The organism is Rhodococcus sp. 06-1460-1B, assembly GCF_002258475.1.
Classification (GTDB): domain Bacteria; phylum Actinomycetota; class Actinomycetes; order Mycobacteriales; family Mycobacteriaceae; genus Rhodococcoides; species Rhodococcoides fascians.
This window is the reverse complement of sequence record NZ_NOYS01000015.1, coordinates 12496-28601: the sequence shown is the minus strand read 5'-3', so window position 1 is coordinate 28601 and position 16106 is coordinate 12496. Positions and strand designations below refer to the sequence as shown.

Here is a 16106-nt window from a genome sequence, read left to right as displayed (position 1 = left end):
CCGAGTGATGTTCGGTATCAACGTCCCACCAGATCGCGCGGCAACCGGTTCACCCGATCGAAGACCTGCCGCACCGCCGCGATCGCTGCCATGGTTTCCGGTGGCACCTCGCCCGTCGCGTTCGCCACTTTCGCGAGCTGGTTCAGGTTCCGTCCGAGAGCTGCGATGAGCTTGGTCGCGGCGAACAACTCCGTCAGATCCTCACGCGACACAGTCGAACGTGGGGCTTTGAGAGCGGAGTCGATCAACAGACGGGCAACCGTCACACCCTGCACGCGGGCAGCCGCCTGGACCGCCAGCTCCTGCTCGGCGGTCAGCTTTACCACGTGGCGGTACTCCCGGCCGCCGACGACGTTCGACTGACGGGTGCGCAGCCACCCCGCTTTGCGTTCTGCCATCACCCGCTCCTCCCGTCCGTACCTCACTTCGGCCCAGCGCAGCGACCCCAGACCTGGGGACCACGCGATCAGCGTGTCAGATTTCCGTCAGGAAATCCACACTTAGGGCACCTAAGTTATAGCTTGCTCCGCCGAAGGCACGCTGGTGGCTCGCGGAGCCTGCGCAGTGGGTCACCAGCAAAGACGCTCAGGACGAGCGCCGCGAGTTCCGATTTCCCGCGCCGACGGTGCGCGGCCGGCGGTTGTCCCCGGTTGTGGACTCGGACCCGATTGTGGGTGCCTGAGATCGAGCGGAGCGGCCTGGGAACTCTCGGACATCCACATGAGGACGAAAGTCCGATCCACAGTTGGGGGCAACCGCGCCTGAAATCCGAGCATGATGAACAGATGAGCATCGAGCCCACCGATCCCGATCGCCGGCCATCGCCGGCAGGAGCGACGTTTCCCGTCGCCGTGGTCATCGCCGCTATATCGATCGCAGTCGGCCTGGTGCTCTGGATCGCGCTTGCCTCACCCCAACCGGGGACAGTCGCCGGCCTCGGCGGGGCGGCCGTTCTGTTCAGCGCAGGGCTCGCCTTTCTCAACGGTCATCTCGAACGCAAGCACAACATCGCGATCGAACGCGACAGACGAGACGATGCAGCGCTCGACCGCAAGCAGACCGACAAATACGAGCTAGCTCGACTCGATGAACTGACCACCTCACGAATCGCGACGTCGGATGCCGAACGCGCCCGCATGGATGAACTGCTTACTGCACGCGAACAAGCCCATCTCCGGGAGACGATCCACGACCTCCGCGCCCGCTTCGCCACGGCCGCCGCGCAACTCGCTGACGCCGCCGCACCTGTACGGCTGGCAGGTGTGTTCTCACTCGGATCACTCGCAGACGACTGGGCCGCCCTTCACCCGCTCACCGCCGCGATCACCGAACGGCAGGTCTGCATCGACCTGCTGTGCGCCTACCTACGCAACGACACCGCGAACGAACTCACCATGCTCTCGCGTATTTCGCCGGAGGACCTTCCCGCCCTCGCCGATGTCTTGCGAGACGAAGAGGTGCGTGTCCGCACGGCGATCGTGGAGCTCATCCAGACACACACAACGTTCCTTCCCGAGTATCAGAACAACCCAACCTGGCAGGGATCGAAATTCGACCTCTCCGCAGCCAAACTCCCCAACGCATCGCTGGGTTCAGTCGACCTCGCTGGAGCGTTCCTCGTCGGCACCGACCTGATCGACGCTGACCTCAAGGGCATCCGGCTGCACAGCGCCGATCTGAGCGATGCAGTACTCACAAATGCGTGGCTGAACAGCGCACGCCTGACAACCGCGAACCTAATCGGAGCCACCCTTACCGGTGCGCACCTCGACGGCGTCAACTTTGCTGGCGCTCGGATGAGGGACCTTGATTTTCGCGGCACAACCTGCGGCGCAGCGGTGTTCCATCGGGCGCGGCTGATCGGTGCAAAGTTCGTCGGAGCCGACCTCGACTTCGCGGACTTCGCCGGCGCACGACTGGGCGGAGCAGACTTCTCCGGATGCAACCTCAACGAGGTCTGCTTCGACAACGCGGACCTACGTGGCACCAACTTTTCCCGCGCTCGATTCACGGACACGACGACATTCCATGACGTGCAGGTCGATGCCGAAACAACGTGGCCCGACGGGAGCAATAACCTCCCCGGCTTCGTCACGCTACGAGCAGACACCACACCGGGAGACTGACCGCCGACCCCGAGCCTGGTCGAGCACCGCAGCCGTCAGGCGAAGGCGTCGAGGTCCAACGCGATTTCGACGCCATCTTTCTCCACAACGATCTTCGGGTGCACAGCACCGGTCGCAGCGAGGTACTGCCGCAACGTCGAGAGCAACAGATCGTCGCGGCCCTCGATCCGCGACACCGCACCCTGATTGGTCCCGAGCAACGCAGCCATCTGAACCTGCGTGAGGTTGCCGGCCTTACGAATGTCCGCCAACCCCTCGGCGTACACCCGGTTCATCGTCTCCCGCTCGGCCGCGAACTCGCGCACCGTCTCCGCAATCGCGGGCTTGGTGCGCAACTGCTCGATCCGGTCGTTCGCACGCCGGAACGACTTCTTCTCGCTCTCGCTCATCACTGCTCCCCTTCCGCGGTCTCCCGCAACCAACGCTCGATCGCGACATCGGCCCTCGCGCCGACACCGTCGTAGAACACATCACCCATCCGCGCCTTGTCGGCCGCGAACAACGCCACCACCACCGAGCTACTGCCGGGCGGGAACCAACAGATCAACCGCAGCGCAATCTGCGCATCGAACGGATGCGCCGTGCGCCACACCGGAAACTTCTTCGACTGCCGCACCCTTTTGAGGTCCGGCCGATCCTCCACCGGAACGCCGTCGAGCTCACGCAACTGCACCAATGCATCGGTCACCCGAGCGAGGACCCGCACCGACGCAGCATCCCCGGCGTCGGCCTTCGCCTCCACTCGATCGAGCCAGTCGAAGAACTCTTCCGGTGCATCAACGTCCACCACCCGAGTATACCGTGCACGGCATATACCGCGCAAGGTATAGCGCCGTCTGTGGCGTGCATCTGTCGGGCCGATTCGATAGCGTTGCCCTCGGATATCGGACGGCGTGTGGGCCGCCCGAGACCGCGTTGTCACTCAGCGCTGCGCCACTCTCTCGCGCGCGCTGCACGCCGTCTCCGAAAGGTCCCACACATGTCGCTCACCCCTCTCGATCCCAACACTGTTCGCGCCGCTGCACAGGCTGCTCTCGATGCCCGTCTCGGTTTGATCGACGCGATTGTCCAAGCGCAGAACGAGCGAGCCGCCGCCGCCGCGAAGGTCGCCGAAGCGCAAGCCGCCGAACGCACCGCTGCCGCGACTGAGCTTGCCGCGATCAAAGCCGCGCTCGACGGCGGCTGGTCCGCCCCCGAGCTCCGCAAGGCCGGGCTGAAAGTCCCCACCTCCGCCGTCGCCGGCAAGAAGACCGCCACCACTGCGGCTACCAAGACGTCGCCTCGGCCCCCGCGGCTGCAGCCGTCGTCACCGGCGAAGACCGAGCCCGACGCTGCCGAGTCGACCGGTACGGACGCCGAGCAGAACTCGCCGGGTGAGAGCTACCCGAACGCGAGCTGACCGATGACGTACCTGGTCGGCTCTACCTGGGTTCTGGTGTTCGTCGGTGTCATCGCAGCAGGAGCAGCCGGGCTACGCCTGGCTCTCGCCGATAGCTGCGAGCCGATGGATCGAACCACCACCGCCCTGTCTGCGGCCGCTGCGGTGTGCGGACTCGCTGCACCCGCGCTCGTCGCCCTCGCATAACCGCTTCCTTGCCCGGACCTCTCGAAGGCAGACCCTCATGGACACCACCGATCCCCACTCACTCCAGCCGGCCGCAGAGTCCCCCTCAGCCGCGCCCTCGACTCGTACGCTGATCGAAGTCGAGATCTCCACCCTCGACCAACACGGCGATCCCGGGTTCGTACACACCCGCGGGCACTTCCATTCCCCCTCCACGGCGGCACGGTTCGCGGTGAGCCAAGCCGAAACCGTCGCGGACCTCCACCAGGTCGATACCGTCGCCGCGACGTTCACCCAGACCGTCGACGACTCGCTCTGCCTCATCGGGACCCCCGGCGAGATTGCGTGTGCTCTGGCGTCGATGCCGGCCTACGCAGCGGGTGTCCGCTCGGCGGAACTGCCGCCACCGGGCTACGTCACCACCGCAATCAAGGTCTGGACCGCCACACCGATCGAGCCGCTTCCCGGCGTCGACCCGGCCGACCTGATCGACGTCACCGTGCGGTCGACTCGTCCCGATCCGTTGCCGGACTCGAACACGGTGGCCGGCGACTTCCCCGCTCACTCGGCGCACATCTTCGCCGGCGCTCTCGCTCGCGAGATCACGATGCGCAGCGGTGGCCACAGCGACGCGACCGTGAAGACAGTGCCCGGGCAACGCAGGCTCGTCGTCGAACACCCGGTGGAGGTCGACGACGCCGATGCCGCCGCTGTCGCCCGCTACACCCGGATCACGCAACTGCGGGCGAACATCGCGGCCCTCGATCCGGTGGCGGACGTCGAATGCGCAGTCGGCCTCACTGCCGAGCTGCATGTACTGGAAAGCCATACCCGCCGGTCGTTCGACGACGAATCGGGCGCAGTGGCGTGATCGATATCCAGTGGCACCTCAGCCTGGTCGGGCACCGCACCGCCGCCGAGATCCCCGGGGTGATCGAGCGCCTGCAGGCGTGCGGGATCACCTCGGAGATCCTCGACAAGGTTCTCAGCGCCCCGGACTCGCTGCTGTACGCCCCCGAACGCGACGGCGAGGACTGGGCGCACGATTACGGCGGACCTACCGGTGCGGCACTGCTCACCGCCGAACTGCTCGCCTACCTGTCCCATCAGCACCGCCTCGCTGCCCTGATCCATCGCGATCTGATCACCGGGTTGGTGGCCACCCACCCCATAGACACCGTCGCCGGACATCTCGGGATCGCCGAAGCCGCGGTGGCCCGACTGTCTCTCGTCCCTCCCACCTCGCCGCCCACCGGCGACGCACCGACCGAAGGACCCACACCATGAGCACACCCGACTCCCCCGCCCTGTCCGACCTCGACAGCATCGAACTCGCGATCCTCGCCGAACTGCGCTCACCGGAAGCGGTGGCCGCGTTCGAGATGCTGCACGCCGCCGTTCCGGTGGAGACCGGGTCGCGGTTCGCCGAGCTGCTGGCGATCATCAACGACATTTCAGGGGCGAACTTTGCCGTCGACGCGTCGTTGAACCTGCTCGACGCGGTGCAGGACTCGGGCGACCTCGCGCTGGTCGTCGCAGCCGCGCCCACGCTCGACGATCCGATCACCGCGCTCGCGCTCGCTCAGCTGTTGCGCACCATCCGCCAGGACTGACCTACGCCACCTGAATCGGTCCGCGAGACATCAGAAAGCCCCGACCACGCATGATGGTCGGGGCTTTCTGCTGTCCGGCGGGGAACTAGTGCTGGGGCCAGCCGCGGACGAGCTTGTCGGTGCTCGCGTGCACGGCGTTGAAGGCGTCGACGAGGTACGTCAGCCACGACGCTGCGGTCTCCGGGTTCGGGACCAGCGTCGACGGGACGGCGTTCTGTTCCTCGTCGGAGAGTTCGTTGAAGTCGGCGGGGTAGTCGGTGGTGTCGCCGTCGACTATGTTCGGTGCGCCGTCGATTTCGTAGGTGATCACGAATTGGAGCTCGTGCCGGTTCGGGGCGGTGAACTCGGCCGACAGTGCGAGCTCGCCCCATAGTCGCCGGTCGTAGGTGACGGCCCCGGAGTTGATCGCGGCCTGCAGCAGCCAGTGCGGAGTCCACAATGCCTGCGCGCTGCCCGGTTCGGGCCACTCGAAGTCGTCGTCGAGCACGTCGGCTTTCGCGAGGTCGAGGGTGAGCAGCGGGGCGGCCGGCGCGCGGGTTCCGTCGGCGGTGGGTGCAGTCATGGCCGGTGCCTCCAGGGTGTCGGTGTGGGTGTGGGTGACGATGAGGACTCCCAGGTCGGTGCCGATGTTCGCACTGTCCCCGAGAGCGTCGAGCAGCCGTTCGGCCAAGGTTGCCGCGTCCGCAGCGCGGTAGGTGCCCAGGGTGCTCCACGTCGCGGCGTCGTACGAAGTGTCCGATGCCGAGCACACCTGCACCGTCAACGCGCCGCTACCGGTCGGGACGCGCTCGAGGTCGCCGGACGCGTCGACGACAGCAGCGATCTGCTCGCGGACGTGGACGGGCAGACCCGCATCGACAGCGGCACCGGTCGGGGGTGCGTTCGTGCGGTCCGGCGCGCCCTGTGGCGGCCGTTCGGCGTGCTCACCTGTCTCTGTCACTGTCCTCGTCTTTCGATTGTGGCCCGCAGAGCACCGTAGTGCCCCCGGCATCGTCGACGCGCCGACCGGTATCCCTGCGGGTTCGTTCAGGAGATCGGTGGTTGCCGAAAGTTGTTAAGCCTGTTGAACGCTGCTCGCTGCCGGGTGCCGAGTTCGACCATAAAGTCGAACAGATCAGCTTCGGGTGCCTCTTCGGCGGCCTGAGCCAGTCGTTGGCCCGCGATGTGGAAGCTGCGGCGGTAGGACTGCGACAGGACGTTGTCGGCGTAGTGCACGGCCGCGACGGAGTGCGCGCCGGCGGTGACGATGCCCATGAGGCGTTTGCGTAGCGGAGCGTCTCTGGCTCCGTCGGCTCCGGAGCGGATGAGTGCACCGGTGACGGAGGCGAAGTCGTGGGGTTGGCCGGCGGTGATGAGGTCGACGATGTGGCCGTACATGCGTGCGTGCGCGGGATCCTCGAAGTCCGCCGCAGTAAGCGTGCTGGTGATCCGCTCGATGTCGGTTCCATCGGCGCTCTGGTTACGCACGTCCATCAGGGCGCACAGGAGCATCGCTTCGGGGTCGGTGGCCGGGTCGTAGCCGGGTTCGACCGCTGTGCCGAGGTCCTCGACGGGTGCGAGGTCCGCGCGTGCCTGCGCTGCCGGGTCGTCGCCGGGTGTGGGGACTGCGCGTAGTGCGTTCATCGTCGGGCCTCGCGTTCGTGTCGGTGTCGGGTCAGAAGTCGTCGTGAACGGATACGGGATTACCAGCGGCCACGCCTTCGGGGGTGGTCACGATGCGACTTGCTCGGCGTCGCCGTACGGGGTGTCGTTCTGTTCGGTGTCGCGCTCTGCTGCGAGTTCGGCATCGATCTGGCGGTCGATGTAGTCGGCGTCGGGGATGTAGGCGGGGACGAGGTGCATGGCGGTTCTCCTGTGTCGGTGGGGGTGTCAGGCTGCGAGTGCGTCGAGTCGGCCGATTCGGAAACCGGACCAGTCTTCGCGGTCACCGTCGCTTCGGTCGACGACCACGACGGGCGCTTGGAGGTAGCCGAGCTCGGAGGTGACGAAGTGGCGGGCGGTGTCGTCTTCGGTGATGTCGACGATTCGGTATTGGAGACCGTGCTTGTCGAGCCGTCGTTTCGTTGCATCGCATTGGTCGCAATTCGGTTTCGTGTACACGGTGATCGACATGGTTGCCTCCTTCTCGGAATTGTTCTTATTGGCTTCTATTCTACGTCACAAATAGCTTTTGCACCAGGTGCAAAGACAGTCATTTGCGTTGTCTTATAACGTTTTTCGATGTTTTGTACTTACTCATCGCTGTGCCCGACGGGACCCTCGAAAACGGGTGTGGATACGTGTATCGGGCTGCCTTTATTGCGTTCTTTTCGCTTACGGGTGGCGCGGAGAAGAGACGGCGGCGCACGGCGTCGACGGTCAATGCCTGGCCGGTGCGAGTGTTCGCCAGGGAGCGCAGCGAGTGCGGGTCGGGCGAACAGTCGTGCTGGGCCGCCCTGTGGGCCGAAGCGTGAGCGGAGCCAGGGGTTGATCCGGGAGACGACGGGTGATGCATTCTCGTTGCGCAGTCAGACGGACCGAAAAGAACCTCCCCTTTGTCGTCGTGGCGCGGAGCTCGTGGCCGTAGTTGTGTTCGTGCTGGTCGGTAGGGTGCTGGGGTATGGAGCGCTCGCGGATCGAACATGTCTTGTCCAAAGCTGTGGTGAACGCTGAGCCGCCGCCGTCGGATCTGGCGCTCGATGCGATCGTCGCCGGTGTTCGGGTCGAGGACACCCGTCCGCCCGCCGCTGACGTCGATATGGTGTGGCCGGCCGATCCGACGTCCCTCTGAGCGCTGTTCCGCTCTTTCTCTGCCACGCCTGACCTCGCCGCACCCGCCTGCTCTTCTGTCGTTGCTGCGGGCGGCGCGTTTGTCGGTGTGAGGGCTCGATGCCCGATGCACCGGCCCCGCGCCCGCGACCTGCGACTGCCGGGCGTGGCCACCTCGAACCGGTGGCCACGCTCGGCGGCGGGTGTCAGGTGTAGCTCTGCACTGCGCCGATGTGGGCGGCGATGTAGTCGGGGGTGATGACTGCGCCGATCCCCCTGACCTCTTCCGGTGGCATTCCGGCGTTGAGGACGCGGAGGAGAATTCCCGTCAGGCTCGGCAGCGGGACGTTGGCTCGTTCGGCGGTGCGTTCGGCGGCCTGTAGTGCTGCGTGAGCTGCTGCGCCGTCGCCGGTGCAGTACAGGAAGTAGGCGGCGATGGTGAGAGCGTTCGCGCGGGCGTTGCCGCGCAGCGGGGCGGCGATGCGGGTGAACGCGTCGGCTGCGTCGGCGTCTCCGTGGATGGACAGGGCCAGGAACGCGTCCCGGACTTCGAGGTGCCCGGTCGCCAGTGCCAGGCCGACGCGGGCGGTGAGGTCGGCACTGGGGATTTCGCGGGCGTGGATGACGGCGGCGAGCTCGTCGAAGGTGACGGGCAGGAAATCGGCGCCCATCGTGGCGGCGGCGGCAAGGGCAAGGGATTCGGGAATCTCCGTGGTGGGGGCGTATCGGGCCTCGAGGTCGGCCCGTGATGCAGCGATGACGGCACCGTCTGCGGTGCGGGCGGTCGCCAGCTCGGTGGTGGCGGGGTCGGGGATGGTGCCGTCGGTGAAGCGGTCGAGGTCGGTGAAGGTCGTTCCTGCAGTGAGGCTGTAGGTGTGCAGGGCGCGGATGGTGCGGATTCCGGCGGCGGCGAGCGCGTCGCGGATGGCGTCGAGTCCGAGCAGGGCTGCGCCTGCGTGGGTGGTGTCTGCGATGGCGGCGAGGATGACGGCGGTGACGGGGGTGTCCTGCCGGGTGAGCGCGTCGGTGATGATGCCTGCGGCGGCTTCTGCCTGGTGGGCGTCGACGCGGGCGGTGGGCGCGACGAGATGCGAGCCGTTGCCGTCGTCGGCCAGGGCGATGATGACGACGGAGTTGTCGGGGGTGAAGCCGAGCAGGGCGGGGATGGCGGCGAGGGTGTCGGCGGCGGTGGTGAGGGACATGCGATGTTGGGTCATGGCGAAAGCCTTTCGGTGTGTGCGGGTGTGGTTGGGGTAGCGCTGTTTTCAGTGGCGGAGTTCGCGGCGGGCGGTGCGGCGGTCGCGGCGTGCGCTGGCGCGTTTGACGGTCCGCCGGACTTTGCGGCTGCCGTTTCGGTGGACGATGATGTCGATTTCGTCGGCGGTGGTGGGGTGCTGTGCTCGCATGGTGACCTGTTCCTCTCGACTGGCGGCCGGACCTTCGCCCTGCCAATTTTCTTTCGCCGTGGTGGCTGGGGAGAGAAACCAGCGCACGGGAACGACGGGGCAACCCATCGGCCGGACAGTTTTCGTGGGAGCGCAGCGACTACGGGACGAAAAGTGTTCGGAGCCTTGGCCGTAGCGCAGCGGAGCGAGGGGTTGAGCCGGCGGGCACGGGTGATGGATGCTCGGAGAAGCCACCTACGTCGAAAGAAATTGATTCTTTTCGCTCTTGTGAGTGCGGAGCGAAGCGGAGTTCGGTTCGGTGCAGCCCGTAGGGGTGCGTGTGGCCCGCCAGGGCCTGCTTGTAAACGTGGCCGGCTTCGGGTGGTGGGACGCGGAACGCCGCCGGAGCTGGTGCTCTACGGCGGCGTGGTGTGGGGTACGGCTGTGAGGTGATTGTGCGGGAGCGACGAAGGGTGACGACGCTCGGTGTCGCGGTAGCTCGTGGTTGTCGTTGCTGGATCAGGGGTATTCGTATGTTGCGGCCTCCGTGGTTGACTGGCGTTGTCGGATCTATGTCGTTGTATCGAGTCGGTAGTCACCGACAACGATGCCGTCGGCGGCCTTACCTCGTATTTGCCATCCCCACCAGTACGTGCCGACATGCTTTCCCATAAGCGGTGCTTCCGCTGTGAAGGTCTTGAAGTGACCACGAACTCGGTGCTGGGAGATCGGTCCGTAGCTGGAGTTGCCGAGCGATAGGCCCGGCGAGGTCGAGCCGGGCAGGTGGATGGTGTGGAAGTCGAGTTTGGCCGTTTTGCGGACGTTCTTGTTTGAGGAGCGCGACCCGACGGGCGCTTGGCGCTCGACCGTGACGTTCTTGCAGTTCATCAACCCAACCGCGGTCATAGTTGCTCGCATCAGGTTCATTGCAACCTCGCGCTGCAACTGATCGCGCCTGTCCCGCAACATTTCGCCTGCTGAGAGTTTGCGGCGGATACCGTCGACGGTCATCCAAACGTCAGAGGTGGGATCTTGATCGAGGCGCTGCGGGTCGACGTAAAAGGCCGCCTCGAACGCTGTCTTGATCAATTCCCGTTCGACCATGACCCAGAACTCGAGGTCACGTTGGATATATCGAGTACCTCCGAAGAGCAGTTCGTGGTGGCGGAGCCGGACAGCAAGTGAGGGGGCTAACGGCGCAATGCTTTCGAACTCGAGCCACATGTCGTCGAAGGGTGGCATTTGAGGTCCGTACTGATGCGTGTCGACTTTTTCGTCGGGTACCTCGCTGTCGCTGAGATCGCCACCCCAGATTCGTACGGAGCTCTTCAGTTTTGTGCGATCTTCGCGAGGTAGTGTGCGATACGACTCGGTCGCTACATCGAAATATGACGCAGCCGGTGCGAGGAGAGAGTCGATCAGCTGCATAGGCTGTCTAGGCACGTGGATCCTGCTTCGGTCGGTGGGTTTCAGTGAGGCAACGGTCAAGATATGAAGTCGTATCGATCGATGCGGAACTCCGAACCCGCATCGTCTTCGACGTAGCGAAATCCAATGACCTGCAGAGAAGCGCGAAGTGCCGCAGCCATAGATCGCGCTGCCTCATGCAACTTCTCCGGTTTCGTGGATAGGTCCGCGACGGGCACCCTGCAGAACGCGTCGGAGATCGCCGGCCATGAGTCGCCGACGTACCTTTCCCAGAGAGGTATCCGCAGGATCTCTTCCGGGAGCGATGCGATCGAATCCGGTGACCTATACTCTGCAGCCCAGTAGGCTAGAGATACCCAAAATGGTTGGCATGCAATGAGAGTCCCCTCCATGAGTGCTTGCACGTCCTGGGACTGTTGGTATGACTCATCGATCGCGGTCAGTTGTGTGCCGAGGGCGGACAGAACTTCGGCGACATCAGAGGTGGAGGGGTAGTCGTGTGCGGAGAGTGCGATAGCTCCCCATTCGGCGCGATGTTCGTCGAGGATAAGACTCGCGAAGTCGAACATGTGAACGTCTATCAGACCCGGAATTTTCTCGCGTCCATATGCTTCGAAACCGCTGCCTCTCTGGTGCATCACCACGTGTTGGGCTTCGTGCTGGATCGATCGGCGCATCAGTTCCACGCCGGATGCTTTGGGGATCATGCGGCCGTAGCTGTCGCGGTCGACGAGCCAGTTGCCGTCGATGAGAACATCTGTCTTGCCGTCTTTGCGCGGCATCGTGCGGCCGCCCACCATTCCGGACCCACGAGTCGTGGAGTAGTGAACTGACGAGTCGTCCCGGCGCATCACCGCTTCGACGAAGTCGACTGCAATCACCAGCGTCGTGTCGCCAGGGCGGTCGACGAGGCCTGCCAACAACTCGGCGAGGTCTTGGAAGGCCGCCCTCAAGGAGTGAGCGGCCGCGTCGTTCCAGAGCCAGTCAACGAGTTCGGGTCGCCAACCTTCCATATGGATGGCGCAACTCTGAGGGGCCGAAGACTCGGTCGTCATTTGCGGGATGATAGTCGCCGCATCGGACATCGGTCGGTGGCGTCCACTGTGTCGCTGATCGTTTCGGACCTCTGAGGTCAGGTGGCGGCGGGTATGAGGGTGTCGGGTTTGACGAGGTAGGGGTAGACGCCGGGGCCTGGTGTTTCGTTTTCGACGAGGACGAGGCCTCCGTCTTGGATCTCGCGTACGACGACGATGCCGGGTGCTCCGGGTGCGAGGTGGTAGCGGTCGCCGATGTTCACTGGGTCTCCTGTGCTGCGGTGGTGTGTGTTGATTGTCGGTGATCGAGGCCGATCCGTACGGCCACCGCGGTGGTGGTGGTGGTGGTGGTGTCGGTCATGTGATGGGTGTGATGGCGGCGGCGGGGCACCATTGTCGGTCGAGGTCGAGTCGGCCTCTCTTGTTGCCGGTGGGGATCGAGAACGACACGGCGGCAAGCCAATCGCCGGTTCCGGTGCGTGCCCATGCGAAGAGGGTTCCGTCGACGGTGGTGTCCATGGCGAGGCCTTCGGCGCGGACTTTCAGGGGTGTGGTGTCGCGGAATCCTCCGCGTCCGGATCGTCCGATGGCGAGGGCGACATTGACGTTCACCGACATCGGTGGGTCGACGATGCGTCGGGTGGGTGGCTCGAAGGTGGTGGGCCAGGCATCGAAGATGCCGGCGGCCTTGTTGTCGGTGGTCATTGCGCGACGGCGACGGGTCGGTGGACGGTGGGGGCGGCGGCGGCTGCGGGTGTCCAGCGCAGGCCTGTCTCGCCGAAGGTGGGGGCGGTGAGGGTGTAGCGACCGGTGCGGTGTGGTGTTCCGCGGCCGTGGACGGTGGTCTCGAGAGTGATGGACTTGATGCGTCCTCTGCCCTGCTCTATGCCGCCGTAGCCCGCGACGGTGGAGGCGATCGTGAGATCGATACCGGGCATGTGCCCGTCCGTCAGCAGCAGCACACTGGCGTGACGACGGTTGCGTGCGAGCAAAGCCCTTGCGCGCGTTGGTGGTACGTCTCGGCCGTGCACGGTCGTCACGACCAAATCCAGCCCGTCGAGACAAATGGAAGCGGCGTCGAGCGGGTCCCCTGCCCCGGGATCGACGAGATGCACTTTTGCGAGATCCCCGCCGTGTTCGTGGACGGCGAGCAGGCTCAACCTCGGTTGGCCGATGAGGGCGACGTGGTGGCCGGCGGCGGACGCTTCGGCAATGAGGGCGATGAGCATCGATCCGGCGCCGGCGACGGTGATGGCGGTTCCGCGGGTCAGAGCTCGACGCGGGAGCAGTTCGGCGAGCGGTGGGGGTACAGGCATGGTTCGCAGGGTTTTGCCGCGTACAGCGGCGCTGAGTGGTTCCGGATCGTCGGTCTTGCCTGTGAGGTCCGTGCCGCCCGCGATGGGTGCCGCTGGTTCGGGTGCGGTGATGGTGGGGAGTTCGGTGGGTGCGTGGTCGCGGCGGCCGCCGGGCACGGTGGCCATGCGGCGGCGCAGGACATCGAGTTGGGTGGCCTTGTCGAGTCCGGTCAGGTCGGGGATCGCGTCGACGGTGGCCATGGGGATCGACCTTTCGCCGTGCCGGTAGGAACTACCGTCAGAGTATCGAACGCGTGTTCGACTGTCGAATGTGCTGGTGAGCAGGGTCAGCGGGGAACGACGCTGCCGTCGAGGTCGGCCGCAGTGAAGGTCCAGGCGAGGTGCCGATATAGCCGGAGGTCGCATTTCACCTGGTCGAGGGCCTGAGAGACGGCCGGGTGGTCGGGGTCGTGGCCTTCCGACCGGATGGCTGCGCACTCGTCGTCGTCCATGTCTTATTGGACGCACGGGGTGGTGCGGCGGTTCCCGCAACAGTCATTCACTCGAATGACTGGACGGGGAGGTTCGGAGACGCGGCAGTAGCCGCGTCGACGCCGGGATGTGTTTCGAATGAACCAGGGCCGCGCATCGTTGATGCGTGGCCCTGTTCGATGTTGGGTGACGGTGTTCGCCAGTGCGCCTCTCGGCAGGTGGCCGCTCGTAGCGGCTGATGGTTGGTACCCGGGGCATTGGGATCGAACGCCGTCGAGTTCTACAACGACAGTGCTGTCGGTGGTATTCCAGCCCGTGTGGGAGGCAAAGAAAGGGGGTCCCGGCCCCGTGGTGGGACCGGGACCTCGGAGGGCCTGGCTTCAGTTGGTGCACCAGAAGGACCCGACCGGGATGGCTGCTCCCGGCTGCCCGGCGCACCACCGGCAGGTGGTGTCGTGCTCGATCCGTCCGAGCACTCCTTCGGCCTCCTCGATGAGGATGGGCAGCTCTGCTGCGCTGGCGAGCGCGAGCGCTTCGGTGGCCCATCGGGCCGCGCGCGGATCTGCGGCGGGAAGCGGAGCGGCATTGCCGATGAGCTCGGTGATGATCTGGTGATCGTTGAGCAGTTCGTTGCTGTTCATGGCAGGGACACCTTCCAAAGGTTCGGATGAGACGTCCCCGATCGACATGACGAGGGTGGCCTGTCAACCCCGAAGAGGGAGCCTGCGACCGTGGGTTGACTGGTCGGGGTCCCCGACATGTCAGACTCGGGCGACTCGTACGACCAGCTTGGTGACCCATATGGGGCGGCCCCGGAGGGGACGTGCGACCGCCTGCGGTCGGCTTTCGATGGTTCGCCGATCCCCTACGCGGGCATCCGTCGTCGATGCCCCCGAATCCGATGTCTCCGATGCTCGCCACTGCTGGGCCGCTCCCGTCCGGACCGGCATGGGTGTGGGAATGGAAGTGGGACGTAACTGCGCGGGTTCGCAGAAACCTGCGGACTATAGCGTCGTAACCCGCGTGTGCGTAGAGCATTAACCCCTGCGGGACAACCGCATTCGCAGGCCGGGCAACCACCGGACGATCTCTTGCGCTACGCCGCCGCATCGACGACGGACCATGGGTCGTCGACCTTCGGGCGCGGACCGTCTCGACACCACGAAAGTCTGACAAAATGCATCGAAGACCGAAGCGCAGAGACGAATGTACCCCCAGGGGGTATCTCTTGGTATCGTCGAGGGCATGCACTCAGTGAGCCGGCGCGGTCGACGGGGTCCAGCTCCGATGGTCGGTTTGCTGATTGCACTGACGGTGTTCGGTGTGCTGTTGATGCATTCGGTGACACCGATGTCGATGCCTGTGACCGGCTCGATGTCCATGTCCATGTCGATGAGCGGCGGCCATGCCTCGATGGCAGCGCCGTCCCGCATGGCCAACTCGGTGTCGGTTCCGGTGATGACCGGGGAGCACGACTGCCCGTCGGCACACCAGATGATGCACCCCTGTGTGGGCACGACAGCGTCGTGGCCCGCGCTGACGGTCCCGGCGACGAGCGCAGCCATCGACCCGGTACCGATGCTGGTCAACCGGATCGTTGGGCGCACCGACTCCGCGTGGGGGCGTGCGCCGCCGTGGACGTTGTGGGAGTTGGACAGATCGGTGACCTTGCGAGTGTGACAGGAAGCCCGACAGACGCGTGTCTGTCGGCGGATCGAACGACATCGAATCCTCTGTACTACTCACTCTTGCAAGGAGTTTCCTCATGCGTACCAAAGTCATTGCCTCGATCGCTGCTGCTGCCGCGAGCGCGTTCCTCGTCGTCGGCTGTAGCGACAACGGGGCCGATTCGTCGATGGATGGCCATTCGATGGGATCGATGTCCTCGACGCCGGCATCGTCCGCGCCGGCGGGTTCGACGGCGCAGTTCAACGATGCCGACGTGATGTTCGCGCAGATGATGTACCCGCACCACGCGCAAGCAGTCGAGATGGCCGACATGGCCGAAGGCCGCACCGACAACACGGAGGTCCTGTCACTGGCATCGGCGATCGCATCCGCGCAACAGCCCGAGATGGACCAGATGACGGCGTGGCTGGCCGAGTGGGGTAAGCCCGCGCCCTCGGCTGACATGAGTCAGATGGGCGGGATGGACCACAGCTCCGGCAGCGGCATGATGACCGCTCAGGACATGGACGCGTTGATGGCAGCGTCGGGACCGGAATTCGACCGCCAGTGGTTGACGATGATGATCGCCCACCACACCGGTGCCATCGAGATGGCGAACACCGAAATCGCGGACGGTTCCAATCCTGACGCCCTGGAGATGGCACGCGCCATCGTCGCCACTCAGCAGCAGGAAATCGAGACCATGCAGCGGCTGCTCGGCTGACCCGGCCCGCTATACACAACGATGGCCGC

The 16106-nt window shown here is 65.3% G+C and carries 25 protein-coding genes; 9 read left to right on the top strand and 16 right to left on the bottom strand.

Translation table 11 applies throughout. From position 1 onward, the window contains the following. Window positions 1-17: 17 nt before the first annotated feature. On the bottom strand, window positions 18-398 hold the full coding sequence (locus CH268_RS05905; protein ID WP_094662918.1) for a plasmid mobilization protein: 381 nt from the start codon (window positions 396-398) through the stop codon (window positions 18-20). A 387-nt stretch (window positions 399-785) separates the two neighbouring features. Between CH268_RS05905 and CH268_RS05900 the strand changes: the two genes are divergently transcribed. Continuing rightward, window positions 786-2126: a pentapeptide repeat-containing protein gene (locus tag CH268_RS05900; RefSeq protein WP_094662916.1), complete on the top strand. Its 1341-nt coding sequence runs from the start codon at window positions 786-788 to the stop codon at window positions 2124-2126. Between the two features lie 35 nt (window positions 2127-2161). Here CH268_RS05900 and CH268_RS05895 read toward each other — a convergent pair whose 3' ends face one another. Both CH268_RS05895 and CH268_RS05890 read right to left on the bottom strand, forming a co-directional pair. Then, entirely contained in the window at window positions 2162-2515 is a 354-nt protein-coding gene (locus tag CH268_RS05895; RefSeq protein ID WP_094653182.1) for a helix-turn-helix domain-containing protein, read from the bottom strand. Next, window positions 2515-2913 (bottom strand): hypothetical protein, encoded by a 399-nt coding sequence (locus CH268_RS05890; protein ID WP_042940222.1) that lies wholly within the window; start codon window positions 2911-2913, stop codon window positions 2515-2517. The genes CH268_RS05895 and CH268_RS05890 overlap by 1 nt, the downstream gene beginning before the upstream one ends. 192 nt (window positions 2914-3105) lie before the next feature. Between CH268_RS05890 and CH268_RS05885 the strand changes: the two genes are divergently transcribed. From CH268_RS05885 to CH268_RS05865, 5 genes are read left to right on the top strand one after another with little or no spacing between them, the layout of a single operon-like run. Next, complete coding sequence (locus CH268_RS05885) at window positions 3106-3525, top strand: hypothetical protein (RefSeq protein ID WP_042940223.1); 420 nt, start codon at window positions 3106-3108, stop codon at window positions 3523-3525. A 3-nt stretch (window positions 3526-3528) separates the two neighbouring features. Continuing rightward, window positions 3529-3711, top strand: coding sequence for a hypothetical protein (locus CH268_RS05880; RefSeq protein WP_042940224.1), 183 nt, complete (start codon window positions 3529-3531; stop codon window positions 3709-3711). Window positions 3712-3748: 37 nt separating this feature from the next. Continuing rightward, entirely contained in the window at window positions 3749-4561 is an 813-nt protein-coding gene (locus tag CH268_RS05875; RefSeq protein ID WP_094662914.1) for a methyltransferase, read from the top strand. Continuing rightward, window positions 4558-4977: a hypothetical protein gene (locus tag CH268_RS05870; RefSeq protein WP_008719959.1), complete on the top strand. Its 420-nt coding sequence runs from the start codon at window positions 4558-4560 to the stop codon at window positions 4975-4977. The genes CH268_RS05875 and CH268_RS05870 overlap by 4 nt, the downstream gene beginning before the upstream one ends. Further along, window positions 4974-5303, top strand: coding sequence for a hypothetical protein (locus CH268_RS05865; RefSeq protein ID WP_008719961.1), 330 nt, complete (start codon window positions 4974-4976; stop codon window positions 5301-5303). The genes CH268_RS05870 and CH268_RS05865 overlap by 4 nt, the downstream gene beginning before the upstream one ends. 85 nt (window positions 5304-5388) lie before the next feature. On the opposite strand, the gene CH268_RS05860 is transcribed toward CH268_RS05865, so the two are convergent. From CH268_RS05860 to CH268_RS05850, 4 genes are all read right to left on the bottom strand, one after another. After that, window positions 5389-6243, bottom strand: coding sequence for a hypothetical protein (locus CH268_RS05860; protein ID WP_094662911.1), 855 nt, complete (start codon window positions 6241-6243; stop codon window positions 5389-5391). Window positions 6244-6329: 86 nt separating this feature from the next. Then, complete coding sequence (locus CH268_RS05855) at window positions 6330-6926, bottom strand: DnaB-like helicase N-terminal domain-containing protein (protein WP_094662909.1); 597 nt, start codon at window positions 6924-6926, stop codon at window positions 6330-6332. A gap of 87 nt (window positions 6927-7013) precedes the next feature. Then, window positions 7014-7145 (bottom strand): hypothetical protein, encoded by a 132-nt coding sequence (locus CH268_RS28150; RefSeq protein ID WP_254924082.1) that lies wholly within the window; start codon window positions 7143-7145, stop codon window positions 7014-7016. A 27-nt stretch (window positions 7146-7172) separates the two neighbouring features. Further along, complete coding sequence (locus tag CH268_RS05850) at window positions 7173-7415, bottom strand: glutaredoxin domain-containing protein (protein ID WP_008719967.1); 243 nt, start codon at window positions 7413-7415, stop codon at window positions 7173-7175. Between the two features lie 487 nt (window positions 7416-7902). On the opposite strand from CH268_RS05850, the gene CH268_RS27785 reads away from it, so the two are divergent. Next, window positions 7903-8073, top strand: a complete 171-nt coding sequence (locus tag CH268_RS27785) for a hypothetical protein (RefSeq protein ID WP_176457856.1) — start codon at window positions 7903-7905, stop codon at window positions 8071-8073. A gap of 184 nt (window positions 8074-8257) precedes the next feature. Here the strand turns inward: CH268_RS27785 and CH268_RS05840 are convergent, their stop codons facing one another. The 9 genes from CH268_RS05840 to CH268_RS05810 all read right to left on the bottom strand — a co-directional run bounded on the left by CH268_RS05840 (window position 8258) and on the right by CH268_RS05810 (window position 14326). Further along, window positions 8258-9268, bottom strand: coding sequence for a DUF4192 domain-containing protein (locus CH268_RS05840; protein ID WP_094662905.1), 1011 nt, complete (start codon window positions 9266-9268; stop codon window positions 8258-8260). A gap of 48 nt (window positions 9269-9316) precedes the next feature. Further along, window positions 9317-9457 (bottom strand): hypothetical protein, encoded by a 141-nt coding sequence (locus tag CH268_RS27780; protein ID WP_155289314.1) that lies wholly within the window; start codon window positions 9455-9457, stop codon window positions 9317-9319. Between the two features lie 549 nt (window positions 9458-10006). Further along, the gene (locus tag CH268_RS05830; RefSeq protein WP_094653172.1) at window positions 10007-10864 is read right to left on the bottom strand and encodes a hypothetical protein; all 858 of its coding nucleotides are present in this window, start codon (window positions 10862-10864) and stop codon (window positions 10007-10009) included. 56 nt (window positions 10865-10920) lie between these two features. Next, on the bottom strand, window positions 10921-11919 hold the full coding sequence (locus CH268_RS05825; protein WP_141215090.1) for a hypothetical protein: 999 nt from the start codon (window positions 11917-11919) through the stop codon (window positions 10921-10923). Between the two features lie 77 nt (window positions 11920-11996). Further along, the gene (locus CH268_RS27775; RefSeq protein ID WP_176457855.1) at window positions 11997-12161 is read right to left on the bottom strand and encodes a hypothetical protein; all 165 of its coding nucleotides are present in this window, start codon (window positions 12159-12161) and stop codon (window positions 11997-11999) included. A gap of 94 nt (window positions 12162-12255) precedes the next feature. Continuing rightward, window positions 12256-12603 carry a hypothetical protein gene (locus tag CH268_RS05820; RefSeq protein WP_094662901.1) on the bottom strand — a complete coding sequence of 116 codons (348 nt, stop codon included), beginning with the start codon at window positions 12601-12603 and terminating at the stop codon, window positions 12256-12258. Then, complete coding sequence (locus CH268_RS05815) at window positions 12600-13454, bottom strand: hypothetical protein (protein ID WP_094662899.1); 855 nt, start codon at window positions 13452-13454, stop codon at window positions 12600-12602. The genes CH268_RS05820 and CH268_RS05815 overlap by 4 nt, the downstream gene beginning before the upstream one ends. Before the next feature lie 86 nt (window positions 13455-13540). Beyond that, window positions 13541-13705: a hypothetical protein gene (locus CH268_RS27770; protein WP_176457854.1), complete on the bottom strand. Its 165-nt coding sequence runs from the start codon at window positions 13703-13705 to the stop codon at window positions 13541-13543. 360 nt (window positions 13706-14065) lie between these two features. Further along, window positions 14066-14326 (bottom strand): hypothetical protein, encoded by a 261-nt coding sequence (locus CH268_RS05810; protein WP_094662897.1) that lies wholly within the window; start codon window positions 14324-14326, stop codon window positions 14066-14068. A gap of 604 nt (window positions 14327-14930) precedes the next feature. On the opposite strand from CH268_RS05810, the gene CH268_RS05805 reads away from it, so the two are divergent. After that, window positions 14931-15365 carry a DUF6153 family protein gene (locus CH268_RS05805; protein WP_094626844.1) on the top strand — a complete coding sequence of 145 codons (435 nt, stop codon included), beginning with the start codon at window positions 14931-14933 and terminating at the stop codon, window positions 15363-15365. A gap of 85 nt (window positions 15366-15450) precedes the next feature. Further along, the gene (locus tag CH268_RS05800) at window positions 15451-16077 is read left to right on the top strand and encodes a DUF305 domain-containing protein (RefSeq protein ID WP_094626845.1); all 627 of its coding nucleotides are present in this window, start codon (window positions 15451-15453) and stop codon (window positions 16075-16077) included. Window positions 16078-16106 lie beyond the last annotated feature (29 nt).